General features: G+C 60.8%; 10 protein-coding genes and 1 rRNA gene. 7 read left to right on the top strand and 4 right to left on the bottom strand.

Translation table 11 applies throughout. The features are described from left to right. Window positions 1-2,380, bottom strand: a 2,380-nt coding sequence (locus ACIOAU_RS23555) for a retention module-containing protein (protein ID WP_401184861.1), incomplete at its 3' end; no start/stop codon positions are given. A gap of 697 nt (window positions 2,381-3,077) precedes the next feature. Between ACIOAU_RS23555 and ACIOAU_RS23550 the strand changes: the two genes are divergently transcribed. The 3 genes from ACIOAU_RS23550 (at window position 3,078) to ACIOAU_RS23540 (ending at window position 7,048) form a co-directional block, all read left to right on the top strand. Then, entirely contained in the window at window positions 3,078-5,234 is a 2,157-nt protein-coding gene (locus ACIOAU_RS23550) for a type I secretion system permease/ATPase (protein ID WP_101322660.1), read from the top strand. Then, the gene (locus tag ACIOAU_RS23545) at window positions 5,224-6,600 is read left to right on the top strand and encodes an HlyD family type I secretion periplasmic adaptor subunit (RefSeq protein WP_101322661.1); all 1,377 of its coding nucleotides are present in this window, start codon (window positions 5,224-5,226) and stop codon (window positions 6,598-6,600) included. Before ACIOAU_RS23550 ends, ACIOAU_RS23545 begins: the two co-directional genes overlap by 11 nt. A 106-nt stretch (window positions 6,601-6,706) precedes the next feature. Further along, entirely contained in the window at window positions 6,707-7,048 is a 342-nt protein-coding gene (locus tag ACIOAU_RS23540; RefSeq protein WP_150571566.1) for a tryptophan synthase subunit beta, read from the top strand. A 23-nt stretch (window positions 7,049-7,071) separates the two neighbouring features. On the opposite strand, the gene lapD is transcribed toward ACIOAU_RS23540, so the two are convergent. Further along, a complete protein-coding gene (lapD, locus tag ACIOAU_RS23535) occupies window positions 7,072-9,018 on the bottom strand; it encodes a cyclic di-GMP receptor LapD (protein ID WP_401184858.1) in 1,947 nt (648 codons plus the stop codon). Window positions 9,019-9,028: 10 nt separating this feature from the next. After that, entirely contained in the window at window positions 9,029-9,790 is a 762-nt protein-coding gene (gene lapG / locus ACIOAU_RS23530; RefSeq protein WP_224785603.1) for a cysteine protease LapG, read from the bottom strand. A 195-nt stretch (window positions 9,791-9,985) separates the two neighbouring features. Here lapG and ACIOAU_RS23525 point away from each other — a divergent pair, with 195 nt between their 5' ends. From ACIOAU_RS23525 to ACIOAU_RS23510, 4 genes are all read left to right on the top strand, one after another. Then, window positions 9,986-10,675 carry a GntR family transcriptional regulator gene (locus tag ACIOAU_RS23525; protein ID WP_401184856.1) on the top strand — a complete coding sequence of 230 codons (690 nt, stop codon included), beginning with the start codon at window positions 9,986-9,988 and terminating at the stop codon, window positions 10,673-10,675. 81 nt (window positions 10,676-10,756) lie between these two features. Next, window positions 10,757-11,260, top strand: a complete 504-nt coding sequence (locus ACIOAU_RS23520; RefSeq protein WP_312391287.1) for a sigma-70 family RNA polymerase sigma factor — start codon at window positions 10,757-10,759, stop codon at window positions 11,258-11,260. Between the two features lie 4 nt (window positions 11,261-11,264). Continuing rightward, window positions 11,265-12,233, top strand: a complete 969-nt coding sequence (locus tag ACIOAU_RS23515) for a FecR domain-containing protein (protein WP_259078982.1) — start codon at window positions 11,265-11,267, stop codon at window positions 12,231-12,233. 201 nt (window positions 12,234-12,434) lie between these two features. Then, the gene (locus tag ACIOAU_RS23510; protein WP_401184854.1) at window positions 12,435-14,804 is read left to right on the top strand and encodes a TonB-dependent siderophore receptor; all 2,370 of its coding nucleotides are present in this window, start codon (window positions 12,435-12,437) and stop codon (window positions 14,802-14,804) included. Window positions 14,805-14,956: 152 nt separating this feature from the next. Here ACIOAU_RS23510 and rrf read toward each other — a convergent pair. Then, window positions 14,957-15,072: ribosomal RNA gene (rrf, locus tag ACIOAU_RS23505) — 5S ribosomal RNA — on the bottom strand. Window positions 15,073-15,225: the final 153 nt, after the last annotated feature.

Genomic DNA, 15,225 nt, shown 5'->3' with positions numbered 1-15,225 from the left:
CAACTGCCTCGAAGTTACCGCCGTTCACTTCTGTGACGGTCGCAGTGACTTTGCTTGGATCAATGTAGACATCAGCGCCGTTGGTGTTTGGCACCAGCAAGGTGCCTTTACCCGAAGCATCGATATCAACGGTGTAATTGGTGCCACCGACATTAACGGTCAGGGTGGTGCTGCTGCCAGCCTGAGGCGGGTTGCTCAGCTGGAAGTTGAACGTCAGGTTGGCATCACCTTCCTTCGCCGGTACAGCTGTTACAGCAACAGTGGTGGTGTCGATGGTGTCTTCGACGGTGACGGTGGTGGTTGCACCACTCAGGTCAACTGCCTCGAAGTTACCGCCGTTCACTTCTGTGACGGTCGCAGTGACTTTGCTTGGATCAATGTAGACATCAGCGCCGTTGGTGTTTGGCACCAGTAAGGTGCCTTTGCCCGAAGCGTCGATATCAACGGTGTAATTGGTGCCACCGACGTTCACGGTCAGTGTGGTGGTGCTGCCGGCTTGAGGCGGATTGCTCAGCTGGAAGTTGAACGTCAGGTTGGCGTCACCTTCCTTCGTCGGCACAGCTGTTACAGCAACGGTCGTAGTGTCGATGGTGTCTTCGACAGTGACCGTGGTGGTTGCGCCAGCCAGGTCTACAGCCACGAAGTTACCGCCGTTCACCTCGGTGACAGTTGCGGTGACTTTACTTGGATCAATGTAGACGTCAGCGCCGTTGGTATTTGGTACCAGCAAGGTACCTTTACCAGACGCATCGATATCGACGGTGTAATTGGTGCCACCGACGTTAACGGTGATCGTGGTGGGGCTGCCGGCTTGAGGTGGATTGCTCAGCTGGAAGTTGAAGGTGAGATTCGCATCACCTTCTTTCGCTGGCTCAGCCGAGACTACAACAGTGGTGGTTTGGATAATGTCTTCGACAGTTACTGTAGCCGTAGCTCCGGAGAGGTCAACGGCCTCAAAATTACCGCCCCTCACTTCAGTGACGGTCGCGGTCACTTGGCTAGGGTCGATGTATGCGTCGGCGGCGTTGGTGTTGGGCACCAGCAAGGTGCCTTTGCCGGATGTGTCTACATTAACGGTGTAGATCGTGCCACCAACGTTAACGGTCAGGCTAGTGGCACTGCCCGCTTGCGGCGGATTGCTCAGCTGGAAGTTGAAGGTGAGGTTGGCATCACCCTCCTTAGCTGGCTCGGCAGTAACAGCCACCGTCGTGGTGTCGATGGTGTCCTGGACAGCAACCGTGGTGGTCGCGCCAGTCAGATCGACTGCTTCGAAGTTGCCACCGTTCACAGCAGTGACGGTTGCAGTGACTTCGCTGCCGTCTTTGTAAACGTCTTCAACGTTGGTGTTCGGCACCTGAAGGGTGCCCTTGCCATCGGCGCCAATGCTGACGGTGTAGTTAGTGCCACCGACGCTGACGGTCAGCGTCGTGGTGCTGCCGGCCTGAGGCGGGTTGCTCAGCTGGAAGTTGAAGGTGAGGTTAGGGTCACCTTCCTTCGCAGGCTGGGCGGTCACCGATACCGTTGTGGTGTCAATGGTGTCGACGATCTGGGTGACCGCCGGGGTTGGGTTCGGCACAACGACCAAACCACCACCGGTGGTGCCGGTGATGGTGACGGAAATCTCGCTGCCGTCGATGTAAGGGGTATCGTTAGGCGCGATCGGGACATTGACAGTGCCGGTGGTCTGGCCTGCACCGATGATGATGACCTGGCCATTGGAGAGAGTAACGGTCAGGTCGGTCAGCGGCGGTTGGCCAACGGTCGCGGTGTAAACGATGACGCCACCCGCCTCGGTGATCGAAGGCGTAGCCGTCAGTGTCACCCCGGTGGTAACCGGCGTGGTCACCGGCGGAGTTACGCCAGGATCAGTCGTGGTGCCATCGTTGACATTGGTATCGACAGCGCCTGGCTCCAGGTCGGCAGCAAGCGTCTGGAAGCCGATCGGGCCAGTCGGGAAACCAATAGTCGGGTCGACCGCGCCTGCAGTCTCCTCAAGCATCACAAAGGAGTGACCGCCGCCAGCCGCGCCGCCATTACCGGCCGCAGTCGGGCCCGCCGCCGTTGCTTCAAGCTCGGTGGTCGGGTCGGCGCCAGCGGCGATGGCTTGCTGCAGTTCTTCGACCGAGGGCGCTGCCTGTGCGGTGGCCTGACTCAGATCGGCGCTGCTGTCCGGAGTGTCCGCACTCCATTGCGAGTCGCGGCCCAGGTCGAGCATGCGGCCATCGGCCAGCTCCAGAGTTACCGCGCCACCTGGGCCGGTCAGGACTTGCTCGCCCGCCATCAGACGGTCGCCTTCAATCAGAACGCGACGAAAGCCCTCTGGGGATACCGCGATGACCTGGCCAACAATGCTTTTGACGATGGCAACAACACTGCTCATTGGACTCTCCGGATCTAGCCATTCTGTTGGCTTCATGCCTAGCAGACGAAAATTGCTGCTAATGCTGAGTAACTATGAATATAACTTTTTGACGTCAAATATATGTCTATTACTTTTAGCTATTAAGCATATGCCAAAGTATTGACCGAAACTGCGTCATCCTAAACAATCACGCGGGTAATGTCACATTGATATTTTCACCGCCCGTCAGCTGCTTCAAGTCCCCCTCTCAAAAAGCGCTTAGCCCCCGAATTACGAAGCCTTGGAGCCTGACGGATAACAGGGAAAGACACCCCTGCAGATGATTTGGAACAAGCTTTGCAAACAATGAAAAAATAAAAAAAGAGCCATTGTTTTGACTGCTATAAGGTGCTGCCGATTACAAGCACTGGTCATGCCAGCTTCACACCTGAATCGGCTGAAAAAACTGCATTATCCAACAGCCAAAAATGAAAGATTTCCAGTCTTCAGCCGATAGCACGTAAAGGGTGCTGAACCGCTAACCCACTGGTAAATCGACTGTTTTCAAGCGAAACATGGGTCAGCGCTGTAGTCACCAGCCCGCCGTATTGAAGCCACGGGGTGGTCGCGCCCATGGCCATCAGTGCAAAATGACATCAAACCGCATGTGCACCGCCCGGCCGAGAGCCAAGGTGGGCATCGTCCCAAACACCGCAAGGTCTGAAGAGAGCGCCGCGTGGAATCCGAAGTCAGTCGAGTCCAACTCAGTCACGATCCACGCAGCCAGCATGACGATCCTCTACTGGATAGCCTGCTGACCCTGTGTGTCCTGCACCAGAAGCCAGCCAGCCGGGCGATGTTGACCACCGGGCTGCCCTTGCCGTCCCAGCGCCTGAACGCCGAGCTGCTGCCGCGCGCCGCCGCTAGGGCCGGCCTGCAAGGGCGCCTGTTGCAACGCAAGCTGGAGCAGATCCCGGCCATTGCCATGCCAGCCATGTTGCTGCTCAACGAAGGGCGCAGCGCAGTTCTGCTGGGCTGGGAAAACGACGACACTGCGCGTCTGCTGCTCAGCGAGAGCGACGGTGGCGAAGTCCTGGTCAGCCGCGAGGCGCTACTGGGTGACTACAGTGGCAAGGTCTTCTTTGCCCAGCCACAGCACAAATTCGACGTTACTCACGGCAACCTGATCCCGCGTACCCGCTCGTGGTTCCGCGACACGCTGCTACGCAGCAAGTGGCTGTACATCGATGCAATCGCCGCCAGCCTGGTGATCAACATCATCGCTCTGGCTGCACCGTTGTTCGTGATGAACGTCTACGACCGGGTCGTACCCAACCAGGCCACCTCGACCTTGTGGGTGCTGGCCATCGGCATTGCGGGTGCCTACGTGTTCGACCTGGTGCTCAAGTTGCTGCGCAGCCTGTGCCTGGACCTGGCCGGCAAGAAAACCGACTTGATCGTGTCGGCCACGCTGTTCGAGCGCATCGTTGGCATGTCGATGAAGCATCGCCCGGCACGGGTGGGCAGCTTCGCCCAGAACATCCACGAGTTTCAGAGCCTGCGTGACTTCCTCGCCTCGCTGACCCTGACCAGCCTGATCGACCTGCCGTTCACCATTCTGATCCTGATCGTCATCGCCATGCTCGGCGGCCACCTGGTGTGGATCCCGATCATTGCCTTCCCGCTGGCATTGGGCATTGGCTATGCGCTGCAGAAGCCTTTGATGTCGACCATGGAGCGGACCATGGCGCTAGCCTCCGAGCGCCAGTCGAGCCTGATCGAAACCCTCGCCGGCCTCGATGCGGTCAAGGTCAACAATGCCGAGAGCGAGCGCCAGTACATGTGGGAGCAGACCCTGGGCACCCTCAGCCGCCTCGAGCTGCGGGTCAAGGTGCTGTCGGGCCTGGCAATGAATATCACCATGCTGATCCAGCAACTGGCAGGCGTGGCGCTGATCTGCGTGGGCGTCTACCAGATCATCGATGGCAACCTGAGCATGGGCGGCCTGGTGGCCTGCTACATGCTCAGCGGCCGTGCACTGGGCCCGCTGGGCCAGCTCAACGGCTTGCTGGCACGTTATCAGCAGGCCAGGGTAACCATGGTCGCTACCGACCAGATGATGGACCTGCCGCAGGAGCGCAATTTCGAAGAGCGCCCGCTGAGCCGCCAGGTACTGCAGGGCTCGATCGAGTTCCGCGGGGTCGACTTCACCTACCCGAACCAGCAGAACCAGGCGCTCAAGGGCATCAACCTGAACATCCGCCCGGGCGAGAAAATCGGCATCATCGGCCGCAGCGGCTCGGGCAAGAGCTCGCTGGCCAAGCTGATCGTCGGCCTCTACGAAGCAGACAACGGTTCGCTGCTGGTCGATGGCGTGGACATCCGCCAGATCGACGTCAGCGAGCTGCGCCACAACATCGGTTACGTGCCGCAGGATATCCAGCTGCTGGCCGGCACCTTGCGCGACAACCTGGTCAGCGGTGCGCGCTATGTCGAGGACGAACTGATCCTGCAGGCGGCTGAGCTGTCCGGAGTACACGAATTCGCCAGGCTGCACCCGGACGGTTACGAGCTGCAGGTTGGCGAGCGCGGGCAAAACCTGTCCGGCGGCCAGCGGCAGAACGTTACCCTAGGCCGGGCATTGCTGCTCAACCCGCAGATCCTGCTGCTCGACGAGCCTACCAGCGCCATGGACAACACTGGCGAAGAGCGCCTCAAGCAGCGCTTGCAGGCGGTTATCGAACACAAGACCGTGGTTCTGGTCACCCACCGCGCCTCGCTGCTGTCGCTGGTCGACCGGCTGATCGTGATCGACCGTGGACAAGTAGTTGCCGACGGCCCGAAAGCCTCGGTCATGGATGCGCTGAAAAAGGGGCAGATCAGTGTCGCGTAAGTTGGATATAAACGGCTTCAAAGATAGCTTGCGCCGCTACTTCAAAGGTTCGGAGTCGTTGGCCGGCGCGCCTTTGCCAGAAGTGCGCAAGTCGCTGGTCGAGGATGCACCGCGGGTGGTGCGCATGACCATCTGGGGGGTGATCGCGTTTTTCCTGTTCCTGATCCTCTGGGCCAGCTTTGCCCACATCGATGAAGTGACCCGCGGTGAAGGCAAGGCCATCCCGTCGTCCAAGCTGCAGAAGATCCAGAACTTGGAAGGCGGCATCGTTTCCGAGATCTTCGCCAAGGAAGGGCAGATCGTCGAGATCGGCCAACCTTTGCTGCGTCTGGACGAGACCCGCTTCGCCTCCAACGTCGGCGAGACCGAAGCCGACCGCCTGGCCATGGCCATGCGGGTCGAGCGCTTGAACGCCGAGATCGAAGACCGTGCGCTGCAGATCGACGATGTTCTGCGCAAAGCCGCACCGCAACAGGCGAGCAACGAAGAGTCGCTGTTCCAGAGCCGCCGCCAGCAATTGCGCGATGAAATCGGCGGCCTCGAGCAGCAATTGGTCCAGCGCCAGCAAGAGCTGCGCGAGTTCACCTCCAAGCGTGCCCAGTACGCCAACAGCCTGCAGCTGCTGCGTCAGGAGATCGGCATGTCCGAGCCTTTGGTGGCCCAGGGTGCAGTGTCTCAGGTCGAGGTGCTGCGTCTGCGCCGCTCGGAAGTCGAGGTTCGCGGCCAGTTGGACGCCACTACGCTGGCGATACCGCGCGCTGAAGCGGCGATCAAGGAAGTGCAGAGCAAGATCGAAGAGACCCGGGGCAAGTTCCGCAGTGACGCGCTGACTCAGCTGAACGAGGCGCGCACCGAGCTGAGCAAGGCTACCGCCACCAGCAAGGCCCTGGATGACCGTGTCAACCGTACTCTGGTGACCTCGCCAGTGCGTGGCATCGTCAAGCAGCTGCTGGTCAATACCATCGGCGGCGTGATCCAGCCTGGCAGCGATATCGTCGAGATCGTGCCGCTGGACGATACCCTGGTGGTCGAGGCGAAGATCCTGCCCAAGGACATCGCCTTCCTCCACCCGGGCCAGGAAGCCACGGTCAAGTTCACCGCCTACGACTACACCGTATACGGCGGGCTCAAGGCCAAGCTGGAGCAGATCGGCGCCGACACCATCACCGACGAAGACAAGAAGACCACCTACTACCTGATCCGCCTGCGCACCGACCGCAGTCATCTGGGTACCGACGAGAAGCCGCTGTTGATCATCCCGGGGATGGTTGCCACGGTCGACATCATGACCGGCAAGAAAACCATCATGAGCTACCTGCTCAAACCGATTGTCAAAGCTCGTGCAGAGGCGTTGCGCGAGCGCTGATCGGTAGCCGCAACAACGCAGGCCCACGCGAGCAGTTAGCTCAAGTGGGCCTTGTTGCCTATGCTGGCTAGTCAGGGCAGGGATTCAGGACAACCGGAGGCAGATCATGTTCTACGTGCAACGCGACGAAAAGGGCCAGCTGTTGCGGGTGGAAGCCGCCGAGTTCGAGCAGTACCACGAGATGGTCCCTGCAGACAGCGCCGAAATCCAGGAGTGGTTTGCTGGCGATCAGGTTGAAAACAGCCTGAAGCAGCTCAAACAGAGCGACCTGGACATGATCCGTGTGCTCGAAGACCTGATCGAAGTACTGACCACCAAGGGCGTACTCAGCATCACCGACCTGCCGGCAGGCGCGCAGTCCAAGCTGCTCAACCGCTCCACAGCGCGCAAGTCGCTGGGCAGCCTGAACAGCCTGATCGACGATGACGACACCAGCGGCTTGATCTGAGGGGCCAGCAGCGGCCCCGGTCGTCAACGCCAGGGCGCGGGCTCACCCACCAGTTGCCCCTGAATACCCTGCACGCCCATCTCGCGCAGTACCTGCAACTCACCCTCGGTCTCGACCCGCTCGGCAATCAGCGGCAGGTCGATGCTGTGCGCCGCACGCTGAATGGCCTCGATGAACAGGCGTTTGTGCTGCTCGCGATCGATGCTGCGGATATAGCTGCCGTCGATCTTCAGATAGGCCAGGCCGAGATGGGCAAGGTTGCCGATCATGCTGAAACGACCACCGAAGCGTTGCAGCGCCAGGCCGAAGCCCAGTGCATGCAGGCGGCGGGTCAGCTGCTCCAGGGCGGCCTGATCGGGCAATTGCTCTTCAGCCAGTTCAAAGGTCAGCCGCGACCCCAGGGCACGATGCTGGGCCAGCAGATCAAACACCCGCTGCAGCGATTGCGGGTCGGCCAGGGTTGCAGCCGACAGGCTCAGCGACAGCGACTCCTGATGACCTTGCACATGCTTGAGGACTTTCTCCAGCACCAGCAGGTCAAGCCGTGGCACCCAACCGAAGCGCTCCAGCCAGGGCAGGAAGCGGCCCGCCGCCAGCGCCTCGCCCTGCTCGTCATGCAGCCGCGAGATCACTTTGTAATGGAGGATCTGTGCAGGCGCCTCGCTGGCGACCACGGGCTGGAAGTACAGCTCGAACTGGCCGCCGCTCAGGGCCTGATCCAACCGCGCATGCCAGGCATGATGGCTGTCTGCAGCCTGAGCAGCGACGCCCTGCTCCAGGCACACCCAACCGGGTGCCGGCTGACTCTCGGCACGGGCCAACGCTTCGTCGGCAAGTTTCAGCAGCGCCTGCGGCGCATCACCGGGGCTGTAGGGCGCCAGGCCAATGCAGGCAACTGGGTCGACGTCACTGGCCCCTGTTTCGTGCAGGCTGTGCAGGGTAGCTTCCAGCGCCTGGGCCAGCTGGATCGCTTCTTCGTGGACCATGCCCGGCGCCAGCACGGCAAACTCACCGCCGCGGCTACGGGTGATCAGGTCATTGGTCTGCGGGAAGCTGGCACAGGTGCGGCGTAGCTGCTCACCTACTGCCTGCAGCAACTGGTCGGTGCGCTGGCCGCCCATGCGTGCGTTGAGGCCGGCCAGGTCCATTACCCGCAGCAACAGCAGGTAACCGGCGCGGGCTTCTTCCATATTGCTGACGCGGGCTGCCAGTTGCATCTCGAAGTAGCGCCGGTTGGCCAGCCCGGTCAGGCTGTCCTGGTAAGACTCGGCCCGCAGCTTGTCGCTGCGCTCGGCCTGTTCGGTGAACAGCGCCTTGAGCTTCTCGACCATCTGGTTCATCGCCTGCACCACGCGGCGCAGCTCGGGGGTGCGCGGCAGCTCGGGCAGGCTGAGGAATTCGCGCCGGGCGATCGCATGCGACTGCTCGACCATGTAATCCAGCGGGCGCAGTTGCCGGCGCAGCAGCAATGCGCCAAGCACTGCACTCACCGCGCCACACAGCAACAGCCAGCCCAGGCTGCCCAGCGCGCTCTGCCACAGCTTGGCCAGGGCAAACATCGGGTGGCTGATCACTTCGACTCGCGCCGCCTGCTGCCAGCCACGACTGACGATCGCGTCACCTCCCGCAGGCTCCAGGCCGATCATGCCGATGAACCAGGCCGGGACACCGCCGCGGTCAGGCTCGGCGTGGCGCTCGACCAACACCGCATTGGACTGCAGGTCGACCACCTTGATGCTGGAGTAATAGCCACTGTCGAAAATCGAGCTGACCATCAGCTCGACCATCGCCGGGTCGTCGATATTCGGCGTCAGCGACAAGGCCAGGGCGGTCGCCGCATCCTGAGCATGGGAACGCAGCTGGTTCACATACTGGCTACGTGAGCTTTCCAGGCTGACCATGAAGCTGCCGCTGAAGGCAACGACGAGGAACAAGCAAATGGCTAGCAGCAATTGTTTGAACAGTGACATCGGTGCTCCTTCAGTAGACCGGCTCCGCCGGGAAGCCTTCGGCCTGCATTTTTTTCAGCAAATCCTGCCAGCGCGACAGGCGCTTGGTATCACCGACCTTCTTGTTGCCCGCCGCGCCTGTCAGCCACAGCCCTTCACCGTTGAAGGAATACACCGGCAACAGGTCGGTACGCTGGCTGGCCGGCTTGATCGCATCCATCAGGCTGTCCAGTACCAGCGGCTGCGCCTGTGGGTTGGCATAGTAGGTCAGGACCATGTGCGCGCGGTTCTGGCGTAATGCCTTGACGTAGGTAATGCGCAGCTTGTCACTGGCAATGCCCATACGCCGCAGGCTGAAGTACTTGGCGATGGCGTAGTCTTCGCAATCGCCAGCGCCTTTGAGCAGAGACTGGATCGGGGTAGCCCAGTAATCAACCTCATGCCACAGGTCGATATCCTCGGTGTAGCGCAACTGCTGGTTGAAGAAGCGGTTGACCACTTGCAGACGCTCCAGCTCACTGCCCTGTTGTTGCGTCGCCAGCAGGTTCTGCCAGGCATCGATGCGTTCCTTGCCTGCACCTAGCGGCCCATATAGCTTTTGCGCCCGCTGGCTGATCTGTGCAAAGTCCCAATCCGCATGCAAGCCGCCCAGCAGCATGCATGCCAGCAAGGCAGCAAGGCCGAGCCGACGCATGACAACACTGAGCATGCTGGGTATCGCCACTGCGAAGACCTGTGCAGACCAATCGGGAGCCGCGATGGTGCGGCCTGTGGCGGGAAAAGACAATGGCACCTTGCAATCACTGCGTGCTGAATCAATAACAGCCCGAACGTCGCACCGGCTTCCCCTCGGCATGGACTTCCTTCACCATAGCCGCCTCCCGCAAAACGGGCGGCAAAACTGTTTTGTCACCCTGGTTTGACACCCCTCCAGCAAGCCCCTAACTTGATTGGATCCAGTACCGCCAGTTGTAGAGGCAGACTCCCTGTGGCCGAAAAAATCAAACTGTTGTTTGCCGTGCTTGGCACTGAGCAAGTCCCGGCACATCTGGCTCGCAGTGTCATTGAAGAGCGCTTGCGTAGCGCGATCATCGACGGGCGCCTGCCTCCTGGCACTGCCGTGCGCCAGCAAGAGCTGGCGACACTGTTCGGCGTCAGCCGGATGCCCGTGCGCGAGGCGCTGCGCCAACTCGAAGCGCAGGGTTTGCTGCAAGTGGTCATGCACAAGGGTGCGGTGGTTGCGCCGCTGATCGGTGAGGATGCCGTCGACAGCTACGCCCTGCGTGTGCTGCTTGAGTCGGAGGCGCTGCGCCAGTCGGTTCCGCTGCTGGAGGCTACCGATATCGCCCTCGCCCGCAGCTACATCGAGCAACTGGAAAACCAGACCGGACACGCCGAGATCGGCCGCCTCAATCGTTTGTTGCACATGAGCCTGTACTGCAAGGCACACAATCAGAAACTACTGCGCTTGATCGACAGCGAGCTCAATGAAGAAGAACGCTTCCTGCGCTTTCACCTGTCTGCGATGGGCTTGGGCAAACTCACTCAGGATGATCACAACGCGTTGGTCGATGCAGCCAGTGAAAAGCGGGTGGATGACGCGGTCGAGATCCTCGCCGAGCATTTGAATAAAGGCGCCCGTACCATTCGCCGCTATCTGGATGCTCAGAGCAGCTGACATTGCGGTTGCAAAATCAGCGCTGACCGCAAACAATGAGACTAATTATCATTCATGCAGCAGTGCTGGCGGCGTATCTTCATGTCTTCTCACGACTCCGTGCACACGCTCTACAGCGAACATCACGGCTGGTTGCACAATTGGCTCCGGAGCAAGCTGGGTAACGCTGCCGATGCCGCTGACTTGGCGCAAGATACCTTCGTGCGCCTGCTCCAGCGCCGCGACCAGTTGCAGCTGAATACCCCACGAGCCTTTCTGCGCACAGTCGCCCGCGGCCTGGTCATCGACCATTGGCGCCGCGAAGAACTGGCTCGCGCCTACTGCGAGGCGCTGTCGCATTTGCCCGAAGCGCAGGCACCCTCGGCAGAAACTCGCGAGCTGCTGCTGGAGTTGCTCGAGCGTATTGCGCGCATGCTCGACGGCCTCAAACCGAAGGTACGCCGTGCGTTTCTGCTGGCCCAATGCGAAGGCCTCAGCCACAAGGCGATTGCCGAGCAGATGGGCATCTCGCTGCGCTCGGTCGAGCGTTACATCGCCGATGCGCTCTACCACTGCTATCAACTGCGCTACGAAGACGAGCTATAGATCGATGAGCGCTGCGCAGCCTTCGGCAACCGTCGTCAAACAAGCGATCCAGTGGATGCTGCGGCTGCGCGAAAGCGGGCCAGATCAGCGTTTGCAGCGCAAGTGTGAACAATGGCGCGAGGCCCACCCGGAACATGAGCGCGCCTGGCAGCGAGTGCTCAGCCTGCACCAGGATCTCGACCTGCGCGCCATCCCCGGCGCAGGCCTGGCGCTGCATACACTGGAAACCAGCGAGCGCCGCCTGCATCGGCGCCAGACCCTGAAACTACTGGGGGGGGCTGCGCTGATTGGCTCCGCGAGCTGGTTGAGCAAGGACCTGCAATTGCTGACTGACTGGCGTTCCGACTACAGCACTGGCACTGGCGAGCGGCGCAGCGTCACCCTGCCGGACGGCTCGCTGCTGCAACTCAACACACGCAGCGCTGCCGACCTTGCCTTTGATGCCCGCCAGCGCTTGATTCGCCTCAACCACGGCGAGCTGATGCTGACCTGCAGCGACGCTCAAGCCGACGGCCGACCGCTGCTGGTGCAAACGCGCGACGCTTTGCTTGAAGGCGTGAATGGTCGTTTTACGGTGCGTCAGCGTGACGACTGTACACAGGTGAATGTCAGCGCCGGCCAAGTAGCGCTGCATGGCCCTGGCCCATCTGCTCTGCACTGGCTGGGCAGCGACCAGCACTGGTCGATAGACGCGCATGGGCCCCGCGTGGTCGAGCAGCCCGACATGGACGCGGCCGCCTGGGCTGACGGCCTCATCGTGACTGGCAACATGCGCCTGGCGGACTTCGTCGCCGAGGTGGCCCGCTATCGACCCGGGTTCCTCAGTTGTAGCGACGACGTGGCCGATCTGCGCTTGTCCGGCGTGTACCGCCTGGCAGACACCGATGCGTTGCTTGAGCTACTGCCGCAGACGCTGCCGGTGCGCCTGCATCAACGCACCCGCTGGTGGGTGCGGCTGGAGCGGGCAGCCTGACGCCAGTTTTTTTGGCGGGAAGCGCTGACACGTCCGGCTTGGACAGTAAGCACCATCAACTGCCCTTAATCAGCCTACGGATCCCTCATGCCCGGCCAGCGTTCACCACACCGCATCAACGAGAATGATTTTCGACCTGTCTTGAATTCAGCCCTTCTAGGCAGAGCCATACGCGCCGCCTTGTTCGGCACTGCATTGGGCATGGCCGCTGTCGCGCCCCTGAGCCAGGCAGCAGAAACCGCCAGTGCCTCCCAGCAGTACAGCATCGCCGCCGGCAACCTCGATGATGTGCTCAATCAGTTCGCTCGCCAGGCTGGTATAACACTGTCGAGCACCCCGCAATTGACTGCCGAGCTGCAGTCACCTGGCCTGCAAGGCGCGTACTCGACCAACCAGGCACTGCGCCAGTTGCTCAACGGCACGGGCCTGCAAGCTGACAGCAGCGATGGCAGCCGCTACGTACTGCGCGAGCAAGCCGCAGACGCTGCGCTGGCCTTGCCTGACACCGATGTACGCGGTTTCACCCTCGGCAACGCGCTAGGCAGCATGGAGGGCTACAACGCCACCCACAGCCAGATCGCCACCAAGACCAGTACGCCTATTCTGGAGACCACCCAGTCGGTGTCAGTGGTTACCCGCCAGCAAATGGACGACCAGGGCTCGCAGACGGTTGCCCAGGCCATGCGCTACACGCCCGGGGTGCTGACCAACCCCTATGGCGCCACCCACCGCTATGACTATGTGGCCATGCGCGGCTTCAACGATGGCTCGGTGGATAACATCTATGTCGACGGCTTGAAGTCGATGGGTGATAACGGCACCTACAGCACCATGCAGGTCGATCCGTATTTCCTCGAGCGTATCGATATCCTCAAAGGACCATCCTCGGTGCTCTACGGCCGCAGCTCGCCAGGCGGGCTGGTTGCGCTGACCACCAAGAAACCGACCTTCGAGGCCTTCCACCAGGTTCAGGCAACCGTCGGCACCCAAGGCCAGCGCGGCATGGGCTTTGACTTGAGCGGGCCGCTGGATGACGACAAGCGCATTGCCTATCGCCTGACCGGCCTTGCTGATTCGGCTGACACCCAGTTCGACCACAACAAGGAAGAACGCTACGCCATCGCCCCAGCGATCAGCATCGACTTCAGCGAGGATACTTCGCTGACCTTGCAGGCCTACCTGCAGAAAGATCCCAACGGCGGCTACCACGGCGGCCTGCCCGCTTCTGGCGTGCTGCACAAGCGCAATGGTCAGCGGCTGTCAGATCACTTCTTCGAGGGTGAGCCGGGCATCGACAACTATGAACGCACCCAGCAGTCGTTCAGTTATCAGCTGGAGCACCGTTTCAACGATGTGTTCACCGCTCGACAGAACTTCCGCTACCAGGATTCCGACGTGTCGATGGATCAAGTCTACTTCGCCGGTTGGGGCGCGACCGACAGCAACATCATGAACCGGGCCTACACCGGCGGCGACGAGCGCCTGCATTCGTTCATCATCGACAACATGCTGCAGGCGGAATTCTTCACCGGGGCGGCCAAGCACACGGTGCTGCTGGGTACCGACTATCAGCGGCGTAAAGCCGACGTAGCCTGGCGCTATGGCAGCGTCGACAGCCTGAATGCGGCCAACCCGCAGTACGGCAACGGCAACTTGCAGATACTGGGTGAAAACAACTACACGCGGCGCCTGCAGCAGACCGGTGTGTACTTGCAGGACCTGGTCGAGCTCGACCAGTGGCGCTTTTCACTGGGGCTGCGCCAGGACTGGGTCAAGGTCTCCGAAGAAAACCGTGACAGCGACACCCGGGTCAGTGACGACCGTTCAAGCTTCACTACGCGCGCAGGCATGCTCTACCTGTTTGAAAACGGTATCGCTCCGTATGTGAGCTATTCCGAGTCGTTCAACCCCAATACCGTTTCTGATCAGAACGGCCGGCCTCTGGCGCCGACCGAGGGCACCCAGTGGGAAGCCGGGGTCAAGTATCAGCCGCCGGGTAGCGACAACCTGTTCACGGCCTCGGTGTTCCGTATCGAACAGGAAAACCTTGCGTCCAAACAGCCCAACGAGGAGTTCTACCGGGCAGTAGGCCAGGTGCGCTCACAAGGCCTGGAACTGGAAGCGCATGTGCAGGTGACCGATAACCTGAAGCTGCTGGGTGGCTACACCTTCACCGACATCGAGTACGCCAAGTCGATGCCTAGCCTGGCTGCGGCAACTGTAGACAACAAGGGCAACTCGCCGACGCAGGCGCCCAAGCAGATGTTCTCGCTGTGGGCCGACTACGACTTCCGCCAGGGCGCTCTGGATGGCCTTAGACTGGGCGGCGGCATGCGCTATGTGGGGTACAGCTGGGTAGATGCTGAAAACAGCATGAAGGTGCCCTCCTACACCTTGTTCGACGCTTCCATCGGTTACGACCTGGGCAAGGTCGGCCTCAAGGGTGTAGATCTGCGCCTTAACGCCAACAACCTGACCAATGAGAGCTACATCGCTTCGTGTGCCAGCCTGAGCTACTGCTACATGGGTGAGGAACGCAATGTCAGCGCTACCGTCAGCTATCAGTTCTGACCGCACTGGCTGAAAGCCAAAAGGCCCGCTCCTGGATTCAGGAGCGGGCCTTTTTATTGGGCTGTTGTCTTGGCCGGGGCCTGACAGCAAAGCAGTCCGCCGAGAAAGACAAAGCCCCTGTCAGCAACGCTGACAGGGGCTTTGGATTTGAATCTTGACGATGACCTACTCTCACATGGGGAGACCCCACACTACCATCGGCGATGCATCGTTTCACTGCTGAGTTCGGGATGGGATCAGGTGGTTCCAATGCTCTATTGTCGTCAAGAAATTCTGTGTGCCGAACCGTCGGTAGACGTGTCAGCGAAACTTGAGTCTCTCTACTTAAAGACAAAACCCCTACCTGCTCGCGCAGATAGGGGTTTTGCGAAATGAATCTTGACGATGACCTACTCTCACATGGGGAGACCCCACACTACCA

Source organism: Pseudomonas sp. NPDC088322 (assembly GCF_044740745.1).
Classification (GTDB): domain Bacteria; phylum Pseudomonadota; class Gammaproteobacteria; order Pseudomonadales; family Pseudomonadaceae; genus Aquipseudomonas; species Aquipseudomonas shirazensis.
Note: the sequence above shows the minus strand (reverse complement) of the source record. Positions and strands in the feature narration are given on the sequence as shown.

Coding starts and splice junctions, on each gene's coding strand:
- ACIOAU_RS23540 (WP_150571566.1), top strand. CDS start 6,707: ATGTTCTACGTGCAACGCGACGAAAAGGGCCAGCTGTTGCGGGTGGAA.
- lapD (WP_401184858.1), bottom strand. CDS start 9,018: ATGTCACTGTTCAAACAATTGCTGCTAGCCATTTGCTTGTTCCTCGTC.
- ACIOAU_RS23520 (WP_312391287.1), top strand. CDS start 10,757: ATGTCTTCTCACGACTCCGTGCACACGCTCTACAGCGAACATCACGGC.
- ACIOAU_RS23515 (WP_259078982.1), top strand. CDS start 11,265: ATGAGCGCTGCGCAGCCTTCGGCAACCGTCGTCAAACAAGCGATCCAG.
- ACIOAU_RS23510 (WP_401184854.1), top strand. CDS start 12,435: ATGGCCGCTGTCGCGCCCCTGAGCCAGGCAGCAGAAACCGCCAGTGCC.